Genomic DNA, 25,757 nt, shown 5'->3' with positions numbered 1-25,757 from the left:
GTGATAAATGTAGAGCCAATACGATCGAGTGGAGAATTGTACTTTTCATGGCGATCGTGGTCACATAAGTAAAATATTAACAATTCATCTATTGAAATTACATTCACATATAAAGAATATCATGTGGAACCGGTTACCCATCAGCGTTTCACTACGTTGTATGGAGCAGGGATACCGGCATGAATACTTTCATAACTGTATGAAATTAAATAATAAATGTTCGTTCGCTAAACAATGAACTCGCGGTGAGCGGTTTGTTGAAATCGGTGTAACGTGCGCGATTACGAGAGATTGTCTATCCATGTCAAAGAATTATGCGGCTGTATCCCGTTCGATTGTCGATGCCATCGGTGGTGCTGATAACATCGCTGCGGTAACCCACTGTATGACGCGTCTGCGCTTTGTGCTGAAAGATAATGATGCGGCGAATGTGGCCGAATTGAAGGCGATAAGCGGCGTGCTGGGTGTGGTGAAAAATGATAACCAGTGTCAGGTCATCATCGGCAACACCGTCTCTCAGGCCTACGCCGAAGTAGTGAAGCTGCTGCCAGAAAGTGCAGGGGCTGAAAAAGCCGTTCCGGTGAATAATAAAATTACGCTGCGACGCATCGGGGCAGGGATTCTGGATGCGTTGATTGGCACGATGTCGCCGCTTATTCCGGCGATTATCGGTGGTTCGATGGTGAAGTTGCTCGCCATGATCCTCGATATGACCGGACTGTTTGAGAAAGGGGCATCAACGATCACGATTCTGAACGTGATTGGCGATGGCGCATTCTTCTTCCTGCCGATTATGGTGGCGGCGTCTGCGGCGGTAAAATTCAAAACCAATATGTCGCTGGCAATTGCTATCGCCGGGGTGTTGGTGCATCCGACGTTTATCGATCTGATGGCAAAAGCAGCACAGGGCCAACAGGTGGTATTTATGGGGCTGTCGGTCACGGCGGTGAAGTATACCTATACGGTGATTCCGGCGCTGTGTATGACCTGGATTCTGTCTTACATTGAAAAATGGGTAGACCGTATTACGCCAGCCGTGACTAAAAACTTCCTCAAGCCAATGTTAATCGTGCTGATTGCCTCCCCGATTGCCATGATGCTGATCGGCCCGATTGGCATCTGGATTGGTAGCGGTATTTCTGCGGTGGTGTATACCGTGCATGATTATCTGGGCTGGCTGTCTGTTGCCATCATGGGAGCCATCTGGCCGCTGCTGGTGATGACGGGTATGCACCGCGTGTTTACCCCGACTATCATTCAAACCATCGCCGAAACCGGTAAAGAAGGCATGGTCATGCCATCTGAAATTGGTGCGAACCTGTCGCTTGGCGGCTCTTCACTGGCGGTCGCCTGGCGCACCAAGAACCCGGAACTGCGCCAGACGGCGCTGGCTGCGGCGGCATCGGCCATTGTTGCTGGGATCTCTGAGCCCGCGCTATACGGTGTCGCGTTACGCCTGAAACGTCCGCTGATCGCCTGTTTAATCACCGGTTTTATCTGTGGTGCCGTCGCTGGCATCGGTGGGTTGGCAAGCCATTCAATGGCGTCGCCGGGGCTATTCACTAGCGTACAATTTTTCGATCCGACCAATCCGATGAGCATTGCCTGGGTGTTTGGCGTCATGATTCTGTCCGTCGTGATTTCCTTCTTCGTTACCTTGCTGCTGGGCTTTGAAGACATTCCGGTAGAAGAAAAACCAGAAGAGAAACGCGTACAGAGCGATGAGGCTTCCGCGCCGCACCATGCAACGAACACGAATTAAATGAAGCACTAATTAGCTGAAGTACGAAGGAGAAACAGCGTATGTCTGCATCAACATTTCCCACTGGATTTTTATGGGGGGGCGCGATTGCGGCCAATCAGGCAGAAGGCGCGTACCTCGAAGGCGGTAAAGGGCTGACGACGGTAGACATGATTCCCCACGGCGTGAATCGTCTGCCGGTGAAACTGGGGCAAGAACCGCGCTTTGCGCTGCGTGAGGATGAGTTTTATCCCAGCCATCAGGCGATCGATTTCTACCATCGCTACAAGGAAGATATCGCGCTGATGGCGGAAATGGGGTTTACGGTGTTCCGTACCTCCATAGCCTGGAGTCGCCTCTATCCGAACGGGGATGAACTGACGCCCAACGCAGACGGCATCGCCTTTTATCGCGATATGTTTGCCGAGTGCAAGAAGTACAACATGGAACCACTGGTGACGCTGTGCCATTTCGATGTGCCGATGCATCTGGTCACGGAATACGGTTCATGGCGTAACCGGAAAATGGTGGAGTTCTTCGCTCGCTATGCCCGAACCTGTTTTGAAGCCTTTGATGGATTAGTGAAATACTGGCTGACGTTCAACGAAATCAATATATTACTGCATAGTCCGTTTTCTGGTGCGGGACTGGTGTTTGCCGACGGGGAAAATCAGGAGCAGGTAAAATACCAGGCCGCGCACCATGAACTGGTGGCGAGCGCGCTGGCGACGAAGATTGCGCATGAGGTTAACCCGAACAATCAGGTCGGCTGCATGTTGGCTGGCGGCAATTTCTATCCGTGGTCGTGCAAACCGGAAGATGTCTGGGCGGCGCTAAATAAAGATCGAGAGAATCTGTTCTTTATTGATGTGCAGGCACGCGGCACCTATCCGGCGTATACCGGCCGCTTGTTTAAAGAGAAGGGCATCACGATTGCGTCAGAGCCGGGCGATGATGAAATTCTCAAGAACACGGTGGATTTTGTGTCCTTTAGCTATTATGCCTCCCGCTGTGCTTCAGCGGATATGAACGAGCAGAATAGCAGCGCGGCGAACATCGTGAAATCGCTGAAGAACCCACATATCACGGCGAGTGAATGGGGCTGGGGAATTGACCCGCTGGGCCTGCGCATCACCATGAACATGATGTATGACCGCTACCAGAAGCCGCTGTTTTTGGTAGAAAACGGGCTGGGTGCGAAGGATGAGATTAACGCGCAGGGCGAGATTGATGATGACTATCGTATCAGCTATCTGCGCGAGCACATCAGCGCGATGGCGGATGCGATTGGTGACGGTATTCCCGTCATTGGCTACACCTCATGGGGCTGTATCGATCTGGTTGCCGCGTCCACCGGTGAGATGAGCAAACGCTATGGCTTCATCTATGTCGATCGCAACGACCGAGGCGAAGGGACATTAGCCAGAAAGAAAAAGAAATCGTTCTATTGGTATAAGAAGGTGATTGCCAGCAACGGTGCTGACCTAAGCTGAATGACGTAATCTGGTTTACTTCCCCTTGTTATAGCCCCCTGACAGCAGCATTTGGGGGCTATTTTTTTATCAGTAGATGAAAGTGAGATTGTCTACACTGGCTTAATCATTCATAATCGAGCAAATTAATTGCGTTAATAAATGCATTATCGAGCTTAAATGAGCATTGCTATCTATCGGCCTCAATTCTCAACATAACCTCACGCAAACGCGATAGGAAGGTAAAACACCATGAATCAACCGCTTCCCGATATTGCCTTTTTTCATGAACTCGCCACGCTAGCCAGTCAGGAAACCTTACCGCGTTTTCGTTCCCTTACCGCAGACCAAATTGATACCAAGCCAAAAGAGGGCTTTCGCTTTGATCCGGTTACGGAAGCCGATCGGGAGGCCGAGCGTGTGATACGTGAACACATCACGCGCCATTATCCCGATCACGCGATTATAGGGGAGGAATTTGGCTTGAGTGGCGCAGGGTCAATCCGCTGGGTTTTAGATCCGGTTGATGGAACCCGACCTTTCTTGTGCGGGCTACCCGTGTGGGGAACGCTCATTGGTCTGCTGCATCATGAGCGTGCCGTGATGGGAATGATGAGCCAGCCATTTACCGGAGAGCGTTTCTGGGCTGATGGCTCACAGGCCTGGCGTAGCGACCAGCAGAGCGAAACACGCTTAAGCACGCGTAAAGACGTATCGCTCGCACAGGCAATTCTTCACACCACCGCACCGGAAGCGCTGAGTATGCATCCGACCGTTCGCTTCGCCGAACTCACCGAAAGCACATTAATGACGCGCTATGGCGGTGAGTGCTATGCGCTGGCAATGCTGGCGGCAGGTCAGATTGATATCTGCGTGGAGTTTGCATTGCAGCCCTACGATATTGTCGCGCTGATTCCGATTATTGAGCAAGCGGGCGGCATCATTACCAATCTCAACGGGCAACGTGCAGAAGCGGGTGGCACGGTGGTCGCATCCGGTAACCCAGAGCTGCACTCGCAGATTTTAACCATTCTGAATGGCACACGGTAATCGCCGTTGATGGGTATCCTTGACGATGGTGATGTGAAAGACAACGGTTAAGAAGGAATCATGATGAAAGTGGCACACGTTGCATTATGGACAGCCGATCTGGCCGCACAGGCGGCATTTTGGCAAGAGTTCTTCGCTGCTCAGGTGGGAGAAAAATATGTGAGTCAGAATCGCCCCGGATTTGAATCGCATTTCGTTCAACTTAGCGAGGGTGCCTCCATTGAGCTGATGACGCTGCCGGTACTGGCGGAAGCCTTAAGCAATAAAGAAGGCTGCGGCTGGGCGCACGTCGCCATTTCGGTCGGAAGTAAGGCGGATGTCGAGGCGTTAGCCAATAAAGCGGCAGAACGCGACATTTTGGTTGCCCCACCTCGCATGACGGGGGACGGATTTTATGAAGCGATTGTCAGTGACCCTGATGGTAATCTGATTGAGATAACGTCAGACTGATGCAGGAATCATTTTGTATGCGGCACACACTGCCTTCATTCGATCGACAACATTGCGCGATGTTAATTTATGCTGGCGCGCGCTTCGGCTACGTTAATGACTCAATCTTCCCAATGGAATAAGGCATCGAACTGTGTGAAGCCGCGATCTGTTAGCACTGTCGGCACGCGAGTACCAGTGGGTAACAGAGATGCCAATTGTTCCTTATAAGCGCGTACAAGCCCACACTTCTCCAGTTCTGACTGAATCTGCTGGCTCAATGCAATAACGGCGGGTGTCTCCAGCCTATCGATCATTTCCAGTTCAGGAAGCGCCTGATAACCGCCGCCGTGAACATCCCATTGCTTCTCGCTTTCCATAAAAACGAAATAAGGCGACAGGCGACTTAGTAAAACTGTCAATCCGGTGTGCTCTTCACCATAGTGAACCGGGCGTTTGGCATTAAAATCCGGTGTATTCTTATAAAACCAGGCGTCGATAAAAGAGGCATAGCCAGAGCCGTAGTGATTCCATTCTATCCTCGATTGGGTGTGGGTCACGCGCATGACCTGTGCGCAAACCCCTTTAAAATGTTTGTCGATCAACGCTTCATCATTGCTTACCCAGGGATATTCATCCGAAATACACTGTGCCACGGGCTGTAAAAGAAGACGCGTGATATCGTGTGACGAAAGCAGTGGCGAGACGGCGGGATAACTTTTACTTGCTGAACCACGTGCCATTTTTCGCTCCTTAAGTAATGGCTTAGTTTTTACAACAAACCGCATACATTTCCGAATACGGAAAACGCTTGCTGCATCTATCTTAACATTCTAATTGTAGAACTGGCTTGCCTGGTTGGAGAAAGTTCGAACGGCTGGAGAAAGAAAACGCTGGCGCGATGCGGGTTGTGTGCTGTCTACAAGGTGTCTGGCAGGGTAACCCCGCCGACTTTAATATTATTAGACAAAGTAAAATCCTCAATGATTTTTCATGGCTGAATTGTTATGTTATAACATAACACAAAATGCATGGAAAGATTATCGCTATGGGTGTTCAAAAACGAAATATTTGTGGTGATAAATCATTTCGAAGCGGAAACGTAAACGACCTTGAATCATCAGAGAGTGTGAAATATGGCTGACGTTGTAGCTAGACAGAAATCAGATGCAAGATTACCAGTGACCGTTCTATCCGGCTTTCTCGGCGCGGGGAAGACCACGCTGCTTAACCATATTCTGAATAATCGTGATGGCCGACGCGTCGCAGTGATCGTTAATGACATGTCAGAAGTGAATATTGACGCAGCCCTGGTGAGAGAGGGCGGTGCTGAGCTGTCACGGACGGACGAAAAGCTGGTAGAGATGAGCAACGGTTGTATCTGTTGCACGCTGCGTGAAGATCTCCTGCTCGAAGTCAATCGGCTGGCGAAAGAGGGGCGTTTTGATCAGTTGGTTATTGAATCAACCGGTATCGCGGAGCCGCTTCCTGTCGCGGAGACATTCACGTTTGCAGGTGATGATGGCGAAAGCCTTTCTGAAGTGGCTCGTCTGGATACCATGGTGACCGTTGTCGATGGGTATAATTTCTTAAACGATTATGCTTCGGTGGACAGCATCCATTCACGCGGAGAGTCGTTAGGAGAGGGGGATGAGCGCAGTGTTGTGGATCTATTAATCGACCAGATCGAATTTTGCGATGTGATCATCTTGAACAAAATCGATCTGATTGATGTGGCTCAACAACAGAAGTTGGTTGCGATCATTCGTTCACTGAATCCAAGCGCGAGAATACTTCACGCCGAATTTGGGGCAGTGCCGTTGAACGAGGTGCTCAATACGGGATTATTTGATTTCGACAAAGCAGCACAAGCTCCTGGATGGTTGAAAGAGTTACGCGGTGAACATACGCCTGAAACTGAGGAGTATGGCATCGCCAGTTTTGTGTTCCGCGCGCGTCGGCCTTTTCACCCGGCTCGCTTTGCACACGTAATGGAGCGTTCGCTCGCGGGGGTTGTCAGATCCAAAGGCTATTTCTGGTTGGCAAGCCGCCCGGAATATGCCGGATCGTGGTCTCAGGCAGGCGGCGTGGCACGTCAGGGGCTGGCTGGTTCATGGTGGGTCAGTGCGCCGAAAGAAAGGTGGCCGACAGATAGTGAATCGCTTGATTATATTCGTTCTATTTGGGTGGATGGCGTAGGCGATGCGCGGCAGGAACTGGTGTTTATCGGTATCGACATGGATGAGCACGCGTTGAGAACCCATCTGAATGCCGCACTGTTGACGGACAAAGAAATGGCCGAAGGCCTGGCGATGTGGCTAGCTTACCCAGATCCGATAGAGCCTTGGTTTGCGTCATAAACGTGCGGAGAAGGTAAAAAAGGCCTGATTTTTCAGGCCGCGAGAGGATTTATCGTCCCCGTAAGTTTCGGGGACGATAAACCGATCTATGAAAAACCGTATGTTGATGCAGGAAGAAACGGCCTCACAGAGTACGAGATCCCGTTTATCGCGCTTCCACGTTGAAGTGCGTTACGGCGACGTTAGCTTTCATAGCTCACCGCATGCGCTTCTGTCGGCGAAGGAAGTTCCCATTTCGTCAGCATACCTTGCAGCGTTTTATTGCTCAATGTAGTGTCCCGTTTCCCGTTGCGGCGCAGTAATTCCTGACGCGGACGCTCCAGATAGACGATCTCCACTTCTGCACCGTAGGCGTAGCACAGATCCAACGTGCGGGTGCGCATTTGCTGGCTGAGATGCGTGGCATTCCACACGAACGGTTCGTGCGTTCGCAGCAGTGAACGCGCTTTATCGGTCGCCCAGTGCACCGCTTTCCCTTCGTTTTCACCGTGTTTCAGCCCCAACTCTGTTCGCGCATCGTCGAAAGAAACCACGGGTAGATTGGGCCGATGTGTTCGCACCCAAGTATCTTTTCCCGAAGCCGGCAAACCGCACATCACGGTGACCTTTGAACCCGGTTCCTGAAACAGTGGGTAGTCTGGATGAACATCGACCCCGCGAAAATAACTCAGGCGCGTGTGGGCATCGACAAACGCTCTCGGCTGACCGTAACAGCCTTCCTCCCGCGCCAGCTCGCGAAACAGCTCAATACTGTCGAGCACGCGCGCTTGATCCTGACAGATGCGCCCGCGCATATCGGCTTCCGCCAGCGTTGCCAGCAGCGGAATGCTCAACTGCCATGACAGTTCGCGAATCGTAAAGATCGGCGACATCCGACGGCGTTCATCTTCAAGGCAGTAAAACGGCACCTGATGCACCGAAATTAACCGGCAAATCGCTTCCCGAATCGCAAACGGAACGCTGGCATCCCACAACAGCACCCGTGCGTCGATAGCGCCTTTGCGCGAATGTCCCGGTTGACCAATCTGACCCGTTACCGGGTCAATTACCGTCGTGCGGTACTTTGCAACGTCATGCAGCAACGCAGCAAAAAACAAGATTTCCTGTTGCTCACGCGTGGCGGTCTGGTAATCGGGAAGCTGCAATAGCGACTCGACAACCATGATGGTGTGCGTCCAGACATCGCCTTCGCCGTGATAGCGCGGCTCCTGCGGCGTCTCTTTGGCGCGTTGAAGCACCGGGAACGCATCCAGACAATCTGCAAAATCTGGCTGTGCGCCAGAGACGGGGACCAATCCCCTAATGGTATTCCACTCCATGATAGTCATACTCCTTACTTATTGGGCATGGCGGCGGCGAGCGCGTCCAAAGAACGCAGCGTATTCAGCCCCAGCATTTCCCAAGATACTTGTGGACAAGGCGCATACAGATCCACGCCTTCAGCCAGTTGGTTCGGCAAAATCGGGCGTCGGGAATGATGCGATCCGCTGTCCAAAATGGTCTGGATAAAGTCATGGCGTACCAGCTTGTAACGTGCCAGTACCTGTTCATCATCTTCAACCTTCAGATACAGGCCTTCCGAACGATCCGATTTATCGGTTTGCTGCCAGCACAACCCGAGCGGTAAACCTTCACGCTGCACGGTGGATTCAAACGCCGCCTTCCAGCTCTGGCTTTTCGCCAGCGAACGGAACACCAGCTTCCACAGCAACGCCGGATTCGTTGGCATCTCCCCTGCGTAAAGTACCGGAACGGACAACACGGGTGAACCGGCCAGCATCGCGTGTCGGCGCGCCGTTGATAAAAAAATGCCGTCACGACGATCGTAAAGATCAAATTCGTGAAAATAGTGCGGCAACCGGTCATAAAACACGGAATGCTTGCTGTACGCCCATTCGCCGTACATCACGAAGCGGTCTTCCAGCAGCTCAAGAAAACGCATTTCGTGCGCGGTGGCCCAGAGCTTGAACTGATTGAACTGGCGCTCCCGCGAACCACCGGCTAGATAGTGGCCGCGCGATTGGAGCAAAAGTTCTGCCGTTTCATTGAAGGACACGCCGCTGTTCGCGCCGTCGATCTTTTCTTCGATCACGACGTAACGGCCTGCCAGCGCTTTCAGTGCAATTTGATCCGACGCATCATCGCCGGGCTGTAAACGCGAACCTTCCAGATGAGGGGTACGCGGATATTTTAATAACGGTATTGAATGTAAATACATGTTTTTCGCCTGCTGCGTTATTGGCGCAGCCAGGCCCATCTATGAAAGAAGAGGGCCGACGAACGTATTCTGGCGCGAGTCTATAGACTGTCCACTGGCATTCCAGAGGTCAGAGTCGCGGGGAGAGGAAGCGGGAGAGTCTTTCTCTGCTCCGCGCGATGGCAGAAAGAGAAGGGGAACCCGTACCGCAGCCAACGCTGGCGCAGACTGCGCCGAATCGAGGCTGCTTAATGCAGTCGTCGGCGGTTAGAGGGGGGCTGACGTAAAGGGCACTTTGGGGCTCCACATGACACATTGGGGGTGAGTAAACGGCGCGATTCTAGCGAAGGAATTATCCGACAACAAGTTTTTGTATAAAAAATACTATTCTTTCCTGCCGTTGTAGAATGCGCTGTCGCGTTTAAACGTGGTAAAAAAGCCATAAAACTATCGACGTTAGCGTGATAAGAATGGCGAGTGGTGAGATAGATTAATGCACACAATAAAGGGTTGGGGAATACAATGAAAATCAGTGTGATAAATAAAGGGATTGCAGGGTTGTTACTGGTACTGCCGCTGTTCGGGGTTGCCGAGACAAAGGACCCAGATTTGTTCGTCGGCTATACTACTCAAGATCTTACCGAGGCGTTACCTGCGCGGTTGTTGAGTATGGTTCAGCGAGACAAAGTCGTCGATGCGCCAAACCACATGGTTCAGACCGAATATGTTGACCCTACGACAGGCAATAAGGCGCTGGTTTCACTGTTTATGTTGCCACCAGATAAAGATGGCACTGTCCCGATTGCCTCTAAGCCCAGCGATTTGGATGCGGTGATTGCCAGTACGGAAAAAGAGATGCTGCGTCAGCGTATCAAACCCGATCAGCGTGCGGGAAACATTGACGATGCGACGCCTTTTCGCTGCTTACAAACGATTCTGAATAACAAGGTTCTGCATTCGTTGTGCTCGACGCTGGTTAAAGGACGTGTGCTGGAAGTTCAGGCGATCAATACGGTCGAAAACATTCAGGATGAGGCCGCGCTGAATAAGGTCATCGGGCAACAAAATGAGTTTGTTGTCGGGATGGGAAAAACGCTGCTGGCGCTTAAAAAGTAAGCCTCACTGACACAGTAGGACAGGCATCAGCGGTGACAGGCCACGACGGTTCCTCATCAACATTCCTGAGCGAAGGCGAGCACCTTCGCTTTTTTTGCACCAACAATCCCCTGGTTCTCCCTTGCCAGATTCTCTGCGTTCGTGCATAACTGCCGGAGCCAGAGGGGCGATGCCTGAAATCATCATTACGAAACGACATTCATTACAAAACAATCTTCATCACGAAACGACACCGGATAAACCCTATGCTTTTGTTACTCGTTTTGGTTGTAATTGCAGTAGCCATCTATGGGTGGTTGAAGCAGCCGCAATATGTTTCACCCGAGGTAAAACCTCAACCGGAAAACCCGCTCTTTCGCGATGGCGCGTTTCATAACCCAACTGCCCGACCGACGGTAAGTAGCCAAAACCGCATTGCACTGCTGTATCGCTTTCTTTTTGGCAAAGATGTGGGCGCGTTACCGGATACCCGCTTGCCATCGGAAAAAACCGATCTGCATCAGCTAAGCAAAGCGGATAACGTCATCATCTGGATGGGACACTCTAGCTACTTTATTCAACTGGAAGGGAAAACCTTTCTGCTGGACCCGGTATTTAGCGACAATGCCTCGCCCGTGCCGCGCACCAATATCGCCTTCAAAGGCAGTAATGTGTATTCACCAGAAGACGTTCCCGAAATCGACTATCTGCTGATCACTCACGACCATTGGGATCATCTGGATTACCCCACGTTGAACGCGCTACGTGGAAAAATCCGCCGTATCGTCACGTTAACCGGCGTAGGTTCCTATTTTGTAAAATGGGGTTTTCCCCAGGAAAGTATTACCGAAGGTGACTGGTTCAGTTGCCTGAAAGAGAGCGGGGTCGACATCCATGTGCTTCCGACACAGCATTTTTCTGGTCGGCTCCTCAAGCATAACCAAACGCTGTGGGGCTCATTTGCGCTGATTACGCCACAGTATCGCCTGTATCTTGGAGGAGACAGCGGTTACGGTCCACATTACAAAGAGATCGCCAAACGTTTGGGTGGGTTCGATATTGCGATACTGGAATGCGGGCAATACGATCGGGACTGGCCTCATGTTCACATGAAGCCGGAAGAGAGCGCACAGGCAGCCAGCGATTTGCAGGCCAAAGCGGTATTGCCGAGCCATAACAGTAAATTTAAGCTGGCGCACCACCGCTGGAACGATCCGCTAGAACGTATTTCACAGGCGAGTGAAAACCAAAGTTGGCGATTAATGACCCCTCGTATTGGTGAGCGAGTTCAGGTTGATAACCCGCAGCAGATTTTTAGTCAGTGGTGGTAACGGGGCAAGAACGAGAGCTAAATGCATACTGCCGTTATCAATTACTGGGTTGCCGCCATCAACCAAATGTTTTCTCACTCAGACAGTCAATAAACGCCCGGAGTTTGGGGGACATATCGCGGCTGGCGGGCCAGAGAACCCACATTAGGCTGCTATTTTGAGTAAAATCATCAAGGATGGTCTGTAATCGGCCATCGCGCAGGTATTTCGCCACGCTGAAATCTGGCAGGCAGGCAATGCCTTGGGCCTGTCGAACCAGATGGATACGCATTTCTATGCTGTTGCAGACTAGTGAGAGTGGAAAGTCGTAGGCGTTTTCGTCAGCCGTTGGCGGGAGCGGCCATTGTTCGAAATGATCTGAACTAGGAAAGCGGTATACGACACGGTATCGAATAGGTGAACATGCTGACCGTACAATAATGCAATCTTATTTTCGTTAAGAAGACATTCGCGAAAACATTGCTCGAGTAAATAACCGTCATCATCAACCTCAACGTAAATATAAAGAAGGATCATGGGTTCATCATGCTTGCAGATGAGTACGCTCTGTCGCTTCTTTGCACCACGAGAAAATGGATTGATATCAATTCTGGGAATGGGGCTTTCAGGATAAAATTCAGTATCGAGAAACTGTGCGGTGTAGACCATAGTCAATTTGGGGCGTTTTTCCGAAAACCGTGACCGTGATGTCATTATATGCTCAATTTTCACGATCCCTGTCAACTTGCTTGTATTTTCTGGTATTTAAAATAATGAGGAAATTGATTTAACGTTATGATTTTATTTAAATGGTAAGGATACTTTATGAAACGTGCCGTTTTTCCGCTCGCCTTTCTGACATTAAGCGCCATGGGGTCAGTACAGGCAGAATCTCTCCAGGAAAGTTTATTGCATTGTGATAATCGTTTCTTCAGCGAACTTTATGCCCAGCAGAAGACATTCAGCGGATCTGCCCTGCTGAAGATTGATAATAAACACCATGCCTGGTTTGTCCCCCCCAAAAATGGAGGAGACGTTATCTGGTTTTCTCAGCCAGTAAAATCTGACAACTTAGTGCTTTCTGGCTATTTCGTGCGTCAGAATGATTTAGATGAAATGGGAAAATATTACTTCTGGGGCTTGATTATTGATGGTTCAGCCGCAGAGGTTGCTGCTGCTTTATCCAAAGCAAATTGGCAAAAAGCGGGAGATGAGTATTTCGCTAACCCTATGATAAAACGCCCCGGGGATCAGATGTGGAAACTTAACCCTGGTGCTGCAAGCGGTATTGCGCCAGCGAAAGGAAGTGTGGAAAAACTTGCCTTGTTAAGCGACAGCGGGGATAAAGCGCAATTATTATGCTCGGTACAAGGTAGTGTGACTGAAGATATTTTACTGCCTCTGCGCCCTGACCTGATAGGGAACGAAAAATGATTAAGTCTTTTGGGCTATGTGCTGTATTAGTGTTGCTGGCTGGTTGCACCAGCCACAGCCAATTGAAGAAAGAAAATGTAAGTAATCCTCCAGCAGGAGTGATAAAAATCATGAGTGATGAGCAAGTTCTGACCTTTGCGGACTTGCGTAATGTTTCATCCTATCAAGGTAATAGCCGTCTTCGTCGGCTATATACGATCAATAATTATACTGAAAGTAAAAAAATCGGTAAAAACCCCGATATTTATATCACGAGCTCCCGCGCTATTAACGTCATTAATTGCGACTCTTTTGAAAGGGCGGTATTCGAGCGTGTCTATTTTTCACAGCCCTATGCACTTGGTGATGTAATAGCAATAGTGGATGAAATAGGGCAATGGGCGCCATTTCATAAAGAATCAATGATGGGACTTATCGCAGGTATGGTTTGCCAAATTGCGCCAGAACGATTGAAACCGGAGCTACCAAAGGAAACGCGTACGCCAGTGTTAGGATAAAAAAATACGGCTATACATTGCTTATTTATTTGTTAAAAAAATATCCTCCGGCATAGCCGGAGGTTTTTCATATGCGCCTATAAGGCTCTCTTACCAGCCGCGCCCTAACAGGCGCATCGCGATCTGACATTTGCATCTATGGATTACTTACGGCCCGTAAACGGGCTACCAGAATATGGGATCGAGAGTTGCTCACCCATTTTATCCTCTTCCAGTTGGTGCTTTATGTATTCTTGTATCTTGACCGTGTTTTTCCCTACCGTATCAACGTAATACCCTCGGCACCAAAACTCCCTGTTACGGTATTTGAACTTCAAATCGCCAAACTGCTCATAAAGCATCAGGCTGCTCTTTCCCTTCAGATACCCCATAAATCCCGAGACACTCATCTTCGGCGGGATTTCCAGAAGCATATGGATGTGATCCACACAGCATTCTGCTTCCAGAATATTCACGTTTTTCCATTCGCACAGCTTTCTTAAAATACTGCCAATCGCTTTGCGTTTTTCCCCGTAGAACACCTGTCTTCGGTACTTCGGCGCAAAAACTATGTGATATTTACAGTTCCATCGGGTGTGCGCTAAGCTCTTTTCGTCCCTCATTGGGACCCCCTTTTGATTTCTTGTTGAACGTTTGCAGTTGCCAGACCGCAAACTGTTTTAACAAATCAAAAGGGGTTTTTATAACTGGCCCAAAGCTGAAAGCTTTACTGAACCCCCAGCCTAGCTGGGGGTTTTCTGGGCACAAAAAACGGCTAACATTTGTTAGCCGTTTGATGCGAATTGTCACAGATGAATGATATAGATCACCCGTTAGGTGTTGCCGATGAGTGGTGTGAACTGATCAACCACTGCTTCCCGTCCCAAATATAGGTATAGGTAAAGCGTGCTTTGGCTACGCTCCCATCACCAAATGTGAAAGTGTAGGTTCCGATGTCAACCGCGTCATTACAGCCGATACGAATCGTGCGGGTGTCAATTTTTCCAACCGGTTTTTTCGCCAAGAAATGCTCGAAGTAATCAATACGCTCCGCGTCATTCGTGCGCGGTTTACCCGATAGTGTCGGTAACAGCACGGCATCTGACGCATAGTTTTTATCAACTTTCTTCGCATCGCCGGTTTGCAACGAAGCATTCCAGCGGTCAAATAACGATGCAATCTGTTTTTGATCGGTTTTCACACAGTCCACATGCTGAGCTGCCTGTACGGATGCGGAAGCCAACGTCCCTAGCATTGCTAAAGTTAACACCGTTTTTTTTAACATATTCCCTCGATCTCAAAGACTCATTATCATCAACTGTGCCCTGCTCTCGACAACGCATGTCGATGAGCCAGCATTGTTATAACGTACCAGATCGAGAAAGTGATACATTTTAGAAACTATCACTGTAATAGATTATTTAATCTATTTCTAAATGGTTACAGATGACAACGCCCCCGAACCGTGCAAGTTCGGGGGCGTTATTTGTGCAGCAACGGAACGATAATATCTTACTGATGAGGCGTATCTTGTTCCTTGGTTAGCCGTTTGGCATAACGCTGTGCCAGTGCGGCGCAAACCATCAATTGGATTTGATGGAAGATCATTAACGGCAGCACCATCGCACCGACAGCGGCCGCAGGAAACAGCACATTCGCCATCGGAATCCCATTCGCCAGGCTCTTTTTCGAACCACAGAAGACGATAGTGATTTCATCGGCGGTATTAAAGCCCAACTTGCGCGCAGCCAGCGTATTCACCACCAGCACAATGGCTAGCAGTACCATCGAACACCCCACCACTGCCAGCAGCGACCAGCCGTTGATCTGTCCCCAAATGCCCTCAACCACCGCCTCACTAAAGGCGACATAGACCACCAAAAGAATCGATGACCGGTCAGTAATATTAATCAGCTTACGGTGGCGTTCAACCCACTTGGCAATCAATGGACGAGACAAATGCCCAATGACGAAAGGCACCATCAATTGCATGATGATGGAACCGATGGCGTGTAGCGTATCCGTTTCGCCCCCCTGCGTTTGCATCAGCAAACCGACCAGAATCGGCGAGAGGAACACGCCCAAAATGCTGGAGGCAGACGCACTACAGATTGCCGCCGCCACATTACCTCCAGCCATAGAGGTATACGCTATCGCCGACTGCACCGTCGCCGGTAGCGCGCACAGATAGAGGAAACCAAGGTATAAGGTCGGCGTCAGCACAATCGGCGACAGCAGACTCATGCCCATTCCCAGCAGCGGAAATAAAATAAACGTGCTGGCAAACACCACCAGATGCAAACGCCAGTGCCCCATACCGGTAGTAATCGCTTCACGCGAGAGCTTCGCACCGTGCATAAAGAACAGCAGAGCAATTGCCGCCGTTGTCAGGTACTCAAAGAAAACCTTTACGGTGCCTTCAGCAGGAAGGATCGACGCCGTCACCACGACCAAAATCAGAACCAATAAAAACTTATCAATACGTAACCGTTGTAACCACCCCATGCCCGACACCTTTCCCCTAGCCTGTTATCAGCCCAATTAACACCCTAACAATACGGGCGATCCTAAGATCGCCCGTTTAAACAAACTGTTAACTATCTGGAATTAAGCGCAGTAAATCTAGCTATTTTTCAGCGTAACGGCTTTTTTCTGCTCATAGGAGAGCAGCCCCAGTTCGATCAGCTCCATCACCTGAATCGCCTGATGCACGCTAACAGGGTTTTCACCTTTACCCAACAGCGCATCGCGTACTGCCGCGTAGTACGCCGGATAATTACCCGGGATCGTGGCGATAGTTTGCTCTGCCGTGATGCCATCGCGGGACAGCGTCAGCACGCCATCACGCTTATCCTGCCCCCAATCTGCTAAAGGCGGACGTTCACCCGCTTTCAGACGGTCTTCCTGTGGATCGAGTCCATATTTTACAAAGCTGCCGCGCGTGCCATGCACGGTATAACGTGCGGAAGCCGCTGCCACCAGCATACTGGCGTGCAACACCACCCGCCGTTGCGGATAAATCAGCGTCGCGTGGAAATAATCTGTTGCCTTACTGCCCGGCCTCAGTTGCGCCATATCCACCTGAATCGCCACTGGCAAACCAAACAGTTCCAGCGCCTGATCCAGTAAGTGCGGTCCAAGATCGTACCAGATCCCACTTCCTTCGCTGCCATCTTCACGCCAGCGCTGGCGAACTTCAGGCCGGAACCGATCGAAATGCGATTCCATATACACCACATTTCCTAGCGTTCCCGCTGACAGTAGCTGTTTCAGCGTCAGAAAATCGCTGTCCCAACGACGGTTGTGAAATACAGAAAGGACTTTTCCGACACGCTCGGCAATCGCACCTAGATCGTATGCTTGTGACAACGTCACCGTAAACGGTTTATCGACGACGACATGCTTGCCCGCTTCCAGCGCCAGTTTTGCCAGCGGGAAATGCGTATCATTAGGGGTAGGGATAACAATGAGGTCAATATCGGGATCGTTAAACAACGCCTGCGGGTCTTTCTCAACGCGCAAATTAGCCCAATCCGCATGCACTTTTTCAGCATTGCTGCTGGACACGGCCACCAGCTCCATCCCTGCCGTCCCTGCAATTAACGGCGCGTGGAACGTCTTACTGGCATAACCATAGCCCAGCAGTCCAACACGAACAGTCTCACTCATGACGATTCCCCCTAGCTTATTTGACTTTGTGATTTCTCACTCAGTATATACCCGTCCCTCGCCAGATTGCAGAGAGGGATCGCTGCCAGGGGAATCTAACTCGTTTTCATACCCGTTAACCGCTCACAGCATGAGGTATCTGCTCTCCCCACGCGACGGGCAGCGTTTTGGCTGCCGGATAATTAATTTCGCTGCTGCGGCGGCGAAAATCGCTGGGGCTGACACCGACCCGCTTGCGGAACACGCGTGAGAAATAGAGCTGATCGTCATACCCCACTACGCGACCAATATTGGCGATGGATTCCTGCGTCGTCTGCAATAACAGCTTGGCGCGAATCACGCGCTGATCTTCACGCCAACGCAAAATATTAATACCAACCTGTTCGCGGAACAGGTGTGCCAGCCGCGATGGCGATAGACAAACGTGCCGCGCCACTTCGTCAATACGCAGCTCTCCGGCCAGATTGCTGGTAATAAACTGGCAGGCTTCAATCACGCGCGGGTCCATAATCTTCTGTGGGCTCTGTGGATCTTCTTCCATCGCTCTGAGCAACAGTCGTTCCAGCAGATTCATACCCAGCTCTTCCGAGAAGCGCCGTCCGGAACGCTGCGTCTGCTCGATATTGGCAAACAGCCTGTCGAATTCCAGTAACAGTTGGTTATTCGGCAAACTCATGCGGCCAATTCCGCTACTTTTGGTATGCCACTCCAGCCAGTCTGCCCAGTAGGCGCGAGGACGGAAATAGACCCAGCGGTGATACCAGCAGTCGCTGCTCGGTGAACGACCATAAAAATGCGTCGATTTCGGCGGAAACAGCAGCAAATCACCGGGATTACAGAAAAAGGTTTCATCGCCATCAAAAACCTGGCCCTGTCCTTTCATCGTGAGATTAATAATGTAGCCTTTCATGCCATCAGGACGATCGATAAAGAAGTCGAGCGGCCCTTCAGCAAGAATCGGCGTCAGGCCGGCAACGAGATAAGCATTGAACGAATATCCCGGCAACAGTGGATTAGGCTGAGATTCATGCGCCATACGGTGATACATCAGGCCTCCGGTACACGCTAATAATGATAAAACGCGGCAGGATGATTTAACGCCATCCCATTAGGGCTATTTTATTTGCCATTTTGAATCTGGGCAGTGCTCGCACAAACGCCATGGCGTTTGAACACCCTTCGGGGTGGCGTCCGTTCAACATGCGCGGCATGTTGTCTGTGCGCTGTCCGTATCCAAACTGACTGTACCAATAACACCTACTGGGACAGGCTCTTACCTGCCGCATGGGCATTTATACCGTTTTCTTCGCCAACTGTTTGTAACGGTCGAAGATAACCGCCGCCAGCAGAATCAGGCCACGAACCACATACTGAGAGAACGGCGAGATATTTAGCAGGTTCATCGCATTCTCGACCGTACCTAAAATCAGCACGCCAGCCACCACGTAGGAAATTTTACCGATCCCACCTTTTAGCGATACGCCACCCAACACACAGGCAGAAATAACAATCAACTCATACCCGATGGACGTCATCGGCTGACCGCTGGTCATACGCGAAGCCAGAATGATCCCCGCCGCAGCCGAGACCAGACCGGACAAGGCGAAAATGATGATCTTAGTGCGCACCACAGGCACCCCAGCCAGACGTGCCGCTTCTTCATTGCCGCCAATCGCCAGCGTATTGCGGCCAAATGTTGTCTTGTTCAGCAGCAAGCCAAACAGAATCATACAGCCGATGGTGATCCAGATTGGCGCAGGCAGACCCAGCCAGTTGGCATAGCCCAGTTCGAAGAAGCGCTCATCTTCAATCCCTACCGCTTTACCATCGGAAATGATGTACGCCAGGCCGCGCGCAATCTGCATCGTCGCCAGCGTCGTGATCAGCGCGTTGATCTTCAAACGGGCAATCACGAAACCGTTAAGTAAACCAAACGCCACGCCGAGCAGCAGCCCGGCACCAACCCCGATCCACAAACTTTCACTGATATTGATCACCACCGCTGTCGCGACCCCAGCGCAGGCGATAATCGAGGCCACCGACAGGTCAAAATCACCAGAGGCCAAACAGAACAGCATCCCGCAGGCCACCATGCCGGACATAGAAATCGCCAGCCCCAGCCCTTTCATGTTGATAAACGAGGCGAAATTCGGCACGAAAATCACGCAGCCAAGAAACAGCACGGCAAACACCACCAACATGCCGTAGTTATCCCAAATGCGGGACAGCCCCATACCGTTTTTCTTCTTTTCTGAGGTTGCAGACGTAACCGTTGACATTATTTTGCTCCTTCGCGGTCAGGCAACCGCAGATTCGATATCGGGGGTTCGTAACATGGCCAGGCTGAGCACCTTCTGTTCTGTAGCATCACCATGCCGCAGTTCACCGGAGACGGCACCTTCACGCATGACGATAATCCGGTCGGCCAGCCCAAGCACTTCAGGTAAATCGCTGGAGGCAAACAGCACCGCAATCCCCTGATTCGCCAGCTCATAGATGACGTGATAAATTTCGTGCTTCGCGCCAACGTCGATGCCGCGCGTGGGTTCATCGAGCAAAATGACTTTCATCTCTTCGGACAGCCAACGGCCAAGAATGGCTTTCTGCTGGTTTCCACCGGAAAGATTCATAATCAGCTGTTCAGCGGACGGCGTTTTGATGTTCAACGCGTCAATGCGCTGCGAGGCGTTATCCGCTTCCCACTGGTTATTAATAATAAAACCGGCTTTCAGGCTCTTACGTCTTGCACTGATATTGATGTTGTCGCGCACCGAGTGCACCGGAATGATACCGTCCGCTTTGCGATCTTCTGGGCAAAGCATCACACCTTGGCGAATCGCATCGATGGGAGAATTCACCACCAGCGGTTTGCCATCCAACAACACTTGGCCACCGGTGATGTTGGTCGCACCAAACAGCCCTTTCATCAACTCGCTGCGGCCAGCGCCAACCAGACCAAATAACCCGACAATTTCCCCCTGCTTTACACTCAATGAAATCGTGGATTTCACGCCCGGCGCTTTCACGTCTTTCAACGTCAAACGTTCTTCACCGTGCGGACGCGGCGCGTAGCCATAGATATCCCCCAGGTTACGCCCTACCATCGCCTGTACCAGCGACTCATGGTTCACCTGCTGCATATCGTCAAACGTGCGCACATAGCGGCCATCTTTAAATACGGTAATGGCATCGCTCAGTGCAAAAATTTCTTCCATCCGGTGTGAAACGTACAAAATGATCCGGCCTTCGCTGCGCAGTTCCGTAATCACCCGGAAGAGTTGCTCAATTTCACGGGCAGACAGCGAGCTGGTCGGTTCATCAAAAGCGATAATCTTGGCATTACGAGCGAGCGCCTTGGCGATTTCCACCATTTGCCACTGCCCGATCGACAAATATTTCAGCGGAGTATCAGGATCGATATCCAAACCCAAATGCTGCAACTGAAGTTTGGCTTCATAGCGCAGCAGTGAATAGTTCACCATGCCGTATTTATGCGGCAGTTGACCCAGATAGATGTTTTCGGCAACCGTCATTTCCGGCACCAAATGCAGTTCCTGATAAATGATGGCAACGCCCGCATTCAAGGCATCCATCGTATTATTGAACTGCACAGGCTTACCCTGAATGTGGATTTCGCCCGCTGATGGTGCATAGTTGCCGCTCAGGATTTTTAACAGCGTCGACTTGCCCGCCCCGTTTTCCCCCATCAATGCATGGATCTGGCCGGCATGGCAGGAAAAGCTGATATCCGAAAGCGCCTTAACACCGGGAAATTCTTTACCAATCCCATGAAACGACAAATAGGGTGACTGTGCTGTCATGTCTGTTTCCTCATAACGATGCAGGTAGAGCGCGGATAACCTCGACCAGCATCATGCTGACCGGCGTTATCCGCGTCTTTACGAAATCAGGCGTGATTACATCAGGCCTTTTTTCTCCAGTTCGACCTTAAAGTTGTCACGAGTGATCAGCACCACGTCGGTCACTTCGGTGAATTTCTCCGGTTCCACGCCTTTGGTTACCCAGTCATTCAGCATCTGGATACTCTTGTAGCCGTGAATATCCGGGCTTGGCAGCAGTGAACCAAAGAAGCCCGTAGCCTGACCTTTGGACAGTTCACTCACCGCATCCACGCCGTTGATGCCGATACCAATGACGTTGTCCGCTTTAAAGCCCTGTCCTTCCGTTGCACGAACGCCCCCCAGCACGGTGTTGTCGTTCATACCGATAATCAGCCAGTTTTTCACGCCGGGGTGCTGAACTAGCATAGAGTTGGCAGCATCAAACGCGCCGGGGATATCGTTAGATTTGGTGGGGACCTGATAGATCTGTTTTTCTGGGAAGCCAGCAGCCTTCAGCGCATCCATGGAACCGGAAGTACGGCGGCGCGCCGTATCCAACTCGTTAGCGGTAATCGCCATCACCGCTGTCTCATCCACTTTCCAGCCGCGTTTGTTCATCTCTTTATACAGTTCCTGACCCTGACGCTCACCAATTTTGGTCGCTGCCATCATCACCAACGGTACCGTATCCATCGGTTGGCCTTTGGCATTCACGAACTGGTCATCAACCGCGATCACTTTCAGGTTGTAGCTACGCGCCTTGGCAATAATGGCCGGCCCCAATTTCGGGTCTGGGGTACAAATAACAAAACCTTTCGCTCCGCTGGCCGCCAGGCTATCAATCGCGTTCAGGGTTTTTTCCCCATCAGGCACCGCAATTTTTATCACATCAAAACCAAGATCTTTTCCTGCCTTATCAGCGAATTTCCATTCGGTCTGGAACCAGGGTTCTTCCGGCTGCTTAACCAGAAATCCCAGCTTTAAGTTCTCTGCCATAGCTGATTGTGACATAACAGCGGCTAACCCGATTGCTGCCAGCGCCTTAGTGAATTTATGCATGATGTTCTCCGGTGTCATTATCTTTTCATTCGCCAGCAACGCTGAAACGAATTCGAGTTCCTGGTAGGGGTATTTCCGGTCTGGATAAGGGAAAAACACAGGCTTAGCGCGATTCCTTTACTCAGTAGCATTCAGACGCTTTATGTTTTAGTCGTTATTTTTAGTCCGAATATAGAGCTTTATCACATCCCGGAACAATGACAGGTTTGTGCATACATTTAGCAATTTTAACCAATCATTAACCTTTGACGGGCTTCACAAAATGGCTGCTGGCGACAGAAAAATACATACTTCCAGCTAACCGCTCCTAACCGCCCCTACCTATCCCTGCCTATCGTAAACATCAACGATCTGGGATTAATGAGGAGCAAAGCATGAGCGCGGGCGCTATTACGATTGGTCTCGACTTCGGCAGTGATTCGGTACGCGCCTTAGCCGTTGACTGCCAAAGCGGGAAAGAGTTGGAAACAGAAGTGGTCTACTACCCCCGCTGGCGTGAGGGTAAATATTGTCAGCCTGCCAACAACCAGTTCCGACACCATCCGCTGGACTACATCGAATCGCTGGAGCAGGCGGTTAAGGTCGTGGTTTCCCGCCTGACGGACGAACAGCGGCAGAGCATCATCGGTATTGGCGTGGATTCAACCGGGTCAACCCCCGCACCGATTGATGAGCAAGGTCAGATCCTCGCACTACGCCCCGAGTTTGCCGACAACCCCAATGCCATGTTCGTGCTGTGGAAAGACCACACGGCAATAGAAGAAGCGGAAGCCATTAACGCGCTGTGTCGTAGCGGCCAGTTCCCGGATTACACCCGCTATATCGGTGGTGTTTATTCGTCTGAATGGTTCTGGGCCAAAATTCTCCATGTTTCACGCGAAGATGCGGCAGTACGGCAGGCAGCTGTTTCCTGGGTAGAACTGTGCGACTGGGTGCCCGCGCTACTTTCCGGTACGCAAGCGCCTGCCGATATACGTCGTGGTCGATGCAGTGCCGGACATAAATCACTCTGGCACCCGAGCTGGGGCGGATTGCCGCCGAAAGACTTCTTGCACGCACTCGATCCTTATCTGACCGAGACATTGCAGTACCCGTTGTTTACCGATACCTGGACGGCCGAACAACCGGTCGGCACCATCACCGCAGAATGGGCGCAGCGGCTCGGCATCCCCGCGACGGTAACGCTGGCAGGTGGCGCGTTTGACTGTCATGTCGGCACGGTCGGCGCGGGTGCTCAGCCTTACTCGCTGGTCAAAGTGATTGGCACCTCCACCTGCGACATTCTGATCGCGGATGAAGACCGCATTGCCGATCGCACTATCGCTGGCATCTGTGGACAAGTCGATGGCAGCGTCGTCCCCAACTATATCGGCCTTGAAGCTGGACAATCCGCCTTCGGCGACATGTACGCCTGGTTTGGCAGGCTGCTGGGCTGGTCGTTACAGGAAGCCATAAAAGACCACCCTGAACTTAAATCATCCCTACAGGCGGTGGAAGCCAAGCTGTTGGAGCGGCTCACCCGTAACTGGGCGGAAAATCCCACGTTGGATCATCTGCCTGTCGTGCTGGATTGGTTTAACGGTCGCCGAACACCGTTCGCTAATCAGCGCTTAAAAGGCGTGATTACCGATCTCAATCTGGGTACCGATGCCCCGACACTATTTGGCGGTTTTATTGCTGCGACCGCCTTTGGCGCACGCGCGATTATGGAGTGTTTTGAAGATCAGGGCGTCCCTGTCGAAAACGTGCTGGCACTGGGCGGCATCGCGCGGAAATCCCCCGTCATCATGCAAGTCTGTACCGATGTAATGAATCGTCCCTTACAGATCGTTGCGTCCGATCAGTGCTGTGCACTCGGCGCAGCGATCTTTGCCGCCGTCGCCGCTGGCGTTCACAGCGATATTCCAACCGCACAACAGCATATGGCCAGCGGCATAGAACGCACCTTAATGCCTGATAGCCAGCGCGTCGCACGTTATCAGCAGCTTTATGAGCGCTATCAGCAGTGGTGCCGCCTCGCGGAACCGGCCTATAGCCCAGCGTCTACGGCAAAAAACTAATTTTCATCCCTCTTGGGATCACGTTACAGGAGTCATCATGGATCATTTTAAGCAGCTTGAAGTCTGGTTCGTCATCGGTAGCCAGCATCTCTATGGGCCGGAAACGTTGCGTCAGGTAAAAGAGAATGCGGAAAACGTCGTCGCGGGATTGAATCAGCAGGCCAACCTACCGGTTAAGCTGGTGCTGAAGCCGCTGGTCAAAACACCAGATGAAATTCTGGCACTGTGTCGTGATGCCAACTATCAGGATAACTGCATCGGCCTGCTAACCTGGCTGCACACCTTCTCTCCGGCAAAAATGTGGATTGGTGGCCTGAGCGTACTCAGTAAACCGCTGCTGCAATTCCATACCCAGTTCAATGCAGAAGTGCCATGGGACACCATGGACATGGATTTCATGAACCTGAACCAGACCGCACACGGCGGACGCGAATTTGGCTTCATCGGCGCCCGGATGCGGCAGGCGCATCAGGTGGTGGTCGGCCACTGGCAGGATAAGACTGCCCATGCCCGTATCGGGAAATGGATGCGGGTTGCTGCCGCGCTTCAGGAAAGCAAACAGCTGAAAGTCGCGCGATTTGGTGACAACATGCGCGAAGTGGCCGTCACCGAAGGCGATAAGGTCGGCGCGCAGATCCAGTTTGGCTACTCTGTTAGCGCCTGGGGACTGGGTGATTTAACTGCTGTCGTCGATGCCGTTTCCAAAGGCGATATCGATACGTTGGTCGAAGAATACGAAGCCAGCTATCAGTTAACGGACGCCGTGAAACTCAACGGCGCTAACCGCCAAAACCTGCTGGATGCAGCCCAGATCGAACTCGGGATGAAACGCTTTCTGGAGCAAGGTGGCTATCACGCGTTCACTACCGACTTTGAAAATCTGTACGGTTTAAAGCAGCTACCGGGGCTGGCGGTACAGCGTCTAATGCAGCAAGGCTATGGTTTCGGCGGTGAAGGCGACTGGAAAACCGCCGCGCTGCTGCGCATTATGAAAGTGATGGCTGGCGGTTTGCCGGGCGGCACCTCCTTCATGGAGGACTACACCTATAACTTCCAGAACGGTAACGATTTGGTCGTCGGCTCCCACATGCTGGAAGTGTGCCCCTCCATCGCAAAAGAGCAGAAACCGATTTTGGATGCGCAACATCTTGGGATTGGCGGAAAAGCCGATCCTGCCCGTCTGATTTTCTCCACGCCAGCCGGCCCTTCTCTCAACGCCAGCGTGATCGACATGGGCGATCGTTTCAGAATGTTGGTTAATCTGGTCGATACCATCGAGCAGCCACGTCCGTTGCCAAAATTACCGGTTGCCCGCGCTATCTGGAAAGCACAACCGTCGCTGGAAGTGGCGGCCGAAGCCTGGATTTTGGCTGGCGGTGCGCACCATACGGTCTTTAGTCAGGCGTTGGATCTCGACCACATGCGGCTCTACGCCGAGATGCAGAACATTGAACTACTGGTAATCGACAACGAAACTCAGCTACACGAATTCAAAGATGCGCTGCGCTGGAACGAGGTGTACTACAAACTTTGTAGCCGCTAATTCCACGCGTCGGGCAGATT

The 25,757-nt window shown here is 51.3% G+C and carries 23 protein-coding genes; 11 read left to right on the top strand and 12 right to left on the bottom strand.

Annotation, left to right across the window (positions count from 1 at the left end; all coding sequences use genetic code 11):
- Positions 1 to 301 precede the first annotated feature (301 nt).
- From ascF to EDI29_RS03360, 4 genes are all read left to right on the top strand, one after another.
- Positions 302 to 1,762: a PTS cellobiose/arbutin/salicin transporter subunit IIBC gene (ascF, locus tag EDI29_RS03375; RefSeq protein ID WP_137739716.1), complete on the top strand. Its 1,461-nt coding sequence runs from the start codon at positions 302 to 304 to the stop codon at positions 1,760 to 1,762.
- Positions 1,763 to 1,803: 41 nt separating this feature from the next.
- Positions 1,804 to 3,234, top strand: coding sequence for a 6-phospho-beta-glucosidase (locus EDI29_RS03370; RefSeq protein ID WP_137739715.1), 1,431 nt, complete (start codon positions 1,804 to 1,806; stop codon positions 3,232 to 3,234).
- A gap of 231 nt (positions 3,235 to 3,465) precedes the next feature.
- On the top strand, positions 3,466 to 4,263 hold the full coding sequence (hisN, locus tag EDI29_RS03365) for a histidinol-phosphatase (protein ID WP_137739714.1): 798 nt from the start codon (positions 3,466 to 3,468) through the stop codon (positions 4,261 to 4,263).
- A gap of 63 nt (positions 4,264 to 4,326) precedes the next feature.
- Positions 4,327 to 4,713 carry a VOC family protein gene (locus EDI29_RS03360; RefSeq protein WP_137739930.1) on the top strand — a complete coding sequence of 129 codons (387 nt, stop codon included), beginning with the start codon at positions 4,327 to 4,329 and terminating at the stop codon, positions 4,711 to 4,713.
- Between the two features lie 101 nt (positions 4,714 to 4,814).
- Here EDI29_RS03360 and EDI29_RS03355 read toward each other — a convergent pair whose 3' ends face one another.
- Entirely contained in the window at positions 4,815 to 5,435 is a 621-nt protein-coding gene (locus EDI29_RS03355; RefSeq protein WP_137739713.1) for a hypothetical protein, read from the bottom strand.
- Positions 5,436 to 5,828: 393 nt separating this feature from the next.
- Here EDI29_RS03355 and zigA point away from each other — a divergent pair, with 393 nt between their 5' ends.
- Complete coding sequence (gene zigA, locus EDI29_RS03350; protein ID WP_137739712.1) at positions 5,829 to 7,052, top strand: zinc metallochaperone GTPase ZigA; 1,224 nt, start codon at positions 5,829 to 5,831, stop codon at positions 7,050 to 7,052.
- Positions 7,053 to 7,234: 182 nt separating this feature from the next.
- Here the strand turns inward: zigA and EDI29_RS03345 are convergent, their stop codons facing one another.
- Positions 7,235 to 8,380 (bottom strand): AAA family ATPase, encoded by a 1,146-nt coding sequence (locus EDI29_RS03345; RefSeq protein ID WP_137739711.1) that lies wholly within the window; start codon positions 8,378 to 8,380, stop codon positions 7,235 to 7,237.
- Between the two features lie 5 nt (positions 8,381 to 8,385).
- Positions 8,386 to 9,270: an RNA ligase family protein gene (locus EDI29_RS03340; RefSeq protein ID WP_137739710.1), complete on the bottom strand. Its 885-nt coding sequence runs from the start codon at positions 9,268 to 9,270 to the stop codon at positions 8,386 to 8,388.
- A 501-nt stretch (positions 9,271 to 9,771) separates the two neighbouring features.
- Between EDI29_RS03340 and EDI29_RS03335 the strand changes: the two genes are divergently transcribed.
- Together EDI29_RS03335 and EDI29_RS03330 are read left to right on the top strand one after the other, a co-directional pair.
- Positions 9,772 to 10,365, top strand: coding sequence for a hypothetical protein (locus EDI29_RS03335; RefSeq protein WP_137739709.1), 594 nt, complete (start codon positions 9,772 to 9,774; stop codon positions 10,363 to 10,365).
- Between the two features lie 245 nt (positions 10,366 to 10,610).
- Positions 10,611 to 11,675, top strand: coding sequence for an MBL fold metallo-hydrolase (locus EDI29_RS03330; protein ID WP_137739708.1), 1,065 nt, complete (start codon positions 10,611 to 10,613; stop codon positions 11,673 to 11,675).
- A gap of 58 nt (positions 11,676 to 11,733) precedes the next feature.
- Here the strand turns inward: EDI29_RS03330 and EDI29_RS03325 are convergent, their stop codons facing one another.
- The gene (locus EDI29_RS03325) at positions 11,734 to 12,069 is read right to left on the bottom strand and encodes a LysR substrate-binding domain-containing protein (RefSeq protein WP_277751446.1); all 336 of its coding nucleotides are present in this window, start codon (positions 12,067 to 12,069) and stop codon (positions 11,734 to 11,736) included.
- Between the two features lie 410 nt (positions 12,070 to 12,479).
- Here EDI29_RS03325 and EDI29_RS03315 point away from each other — a divergent pair, with 410 nt between their 5' ends.
- Both EDI29_RS03315 and EDI29_RS03310 read left to right on the top strand, forming a co-directional pair.
- Positions 12,480 to 13,088: a hypothetical protein gene (locus EDI29_RS03315; protein WP_137739707.1), complete on the top strand. Its 609-nt coding sequence runs from the start codon at positions 12,480 to 12,482 to the stop codon at positions 13,086 to 13,088.
- Entirely contained in the window at positions 13,085 to 13,585 is a 501-nt protein-coding gene (locus EDI29_RS03310; protein ID WP_137739706.1) for a surface-adhesin E family protein, read from the top strand. The genes EDI29_RS03315 and EDI29_RS03310 overlap by 4 nt, the downstream gene beginning before the upstream one ends.
- 143 nt (positions 13,586 to 13,728) lie before the next feature.
- Here EDI29_RS03310 and tnpA read toward each other — a convergent pair whose 3' ends face one another.
- The 8 genes from tnpA to EDI29_RS03270 form a co-directional block, all read right to left on the bottom strand.
- Positions 13,729 to 14,187, bottom strand: a complete 459-nt coding sequence (gene tnpA, locus EDI29_RS03305; protein ID WP_137739705.1) for an IS200/IS605 family transposase — start codon at positions 14,185 to 14,187, stop codon at positions 13,729 to 13,731.
- 203 nt (positions 14,188 to 14,390) lie between these two features.
- A complete protein-coding gene (locus EDI29_RS03300) occupies positions 14,391 to 14,849 on the bottom strand; it encodes an SgcJ/EcaC family oxidoreductase (protein ID WP_137739704.1) in 459 nt (152 codons plus the stop codon).
- Between the two features lie 227 nt (positions 14,850 to 15,076).
- Positions 15,077 to 16,069 carry a bile acid:sodium symporter family protein gene (locus EDI29_RS03295; protein ID WP_137739703.1) on the bottom strand — a complete coding sequence of 331 codons (993 nt, stop codon included), beginning with the start codon at positions 16,067 to 16,069 and terminating at the stop codon, positions 15,077 to 15,079.
- A 117-nt stretch (positions 16,070 to 16,186) separates the two neighbouring features.
- Positions 16,187 to 17,233 carry an oxidoreductase gene (locus tag EDI29_RS03290; RefSeq protein ID WP_137739702.1) on the bottom strand — a complete coding sequence of 349 codons (1,047 nt, stop codon included), beginning with the start codon at positions 17,231 to 17,233 and terminating at the stop codon, positions 16,187 to 16,189.
- Positions 17,234 to 17,348: 115 nt separating this feature from the next.
- Positions 17,349 to 18,281, bottom strand: a complete 933-nt coding sequence (araC, locus tag EDI29_RS03285) for an arabinose operon transcriptional regulator AraC (RefSeq protein ID WP_137739701.1) — start codon at positions 18,279 to 18,281, stop codon at positions 17,349 to 17,351.
- A 244-nt stretch (positions 18,282 to 18,525) separates the two neighbouring features.
- A complete protein-coding gene (gene araH, locus EDI29_RS03280; RefSeq protein WP_137739700.1) occupies positions 18,526 to 19,512 on the bottom strand; it encodes an L-arabinose ABC transporter permease AraH in 987 nt (328 codons plus the stop codon).
- Between the two features lie 18 nt (positions 19,513 to 19,530).
- Positions 19,531 to 21,054: an L-arabinose ABC transporter ATP-binding protein AraG gene (araG, locus tag EDI29_RS03275; RefSeq protein WP_137739699.1), complete on the bottom strand. Its 1,524-nt coding sequence runs from the start codon at positions 21,052 to 21,054 to the stop codon at positions 19,531 to 19,533.
- A gap of 96 nt (positions 21,055 to 21,150) precedes the next feature.
- On the bottom strand, positions 21,151 to 22,134 hold the full coding sequence (locus EDI29_RS03270; protein ID WP_137739698.1) for an arabinose ABC transporter substrate-binding protein: 984 nt from the start codon (positions 22,132 to 22,134) through the stop codon (positions 21,151 to 21,153).
- 374 nt (positions 22,135 to 22,508) lie between these two features.
- Here EDI29_RS03270 and EDI29_RS03265 point away from each other — a divergent pair, with 374 nt between their 5' ends.
- Together EDI29_RS03265 and araA are read left to right on the top strand one after the other, a co-directional pair.
- Positions 22,509 to 24,194 (top strand): ribulokinase, encoded by a 1,686-nt coding sequence (locus EDI29_RS03265; protein ID WP_137739697.1) that lies wholly within the window; start codon positions 22,509 to 22,511, stop codon positions 24,192 to 24,194.
- Between the two features lie 37 nt (positions 24,195 to 24,231).
- Positions 24,232 to 25,737: an L-arabinose isomerase gene (araA, locus tag EDI29_RS03260; protein WP_137739696.1), complete on the top strand. Its 1,506-nt coding sequence runs from the start codon at positions 24,232 to 24,234 to the stop codon at positions 25,735 to 25,737.
- Positions 25,738 to 25,757 lie beyond the last annotated feature (20 nt).

Source organism: Pectobacterium polonicum (assembly GCF_005497185.1).
GTDB classification, from domain to species: Bacteria; Pseudomonadota; Gammaproteobacteria; order Enterobacterales; family Enterobacteriaceae; genus Pectobacterium; species Pectobacterium polonicum.
This window is presented reverse-complemented; position numbering and strand designations above follow the sequence as displayed.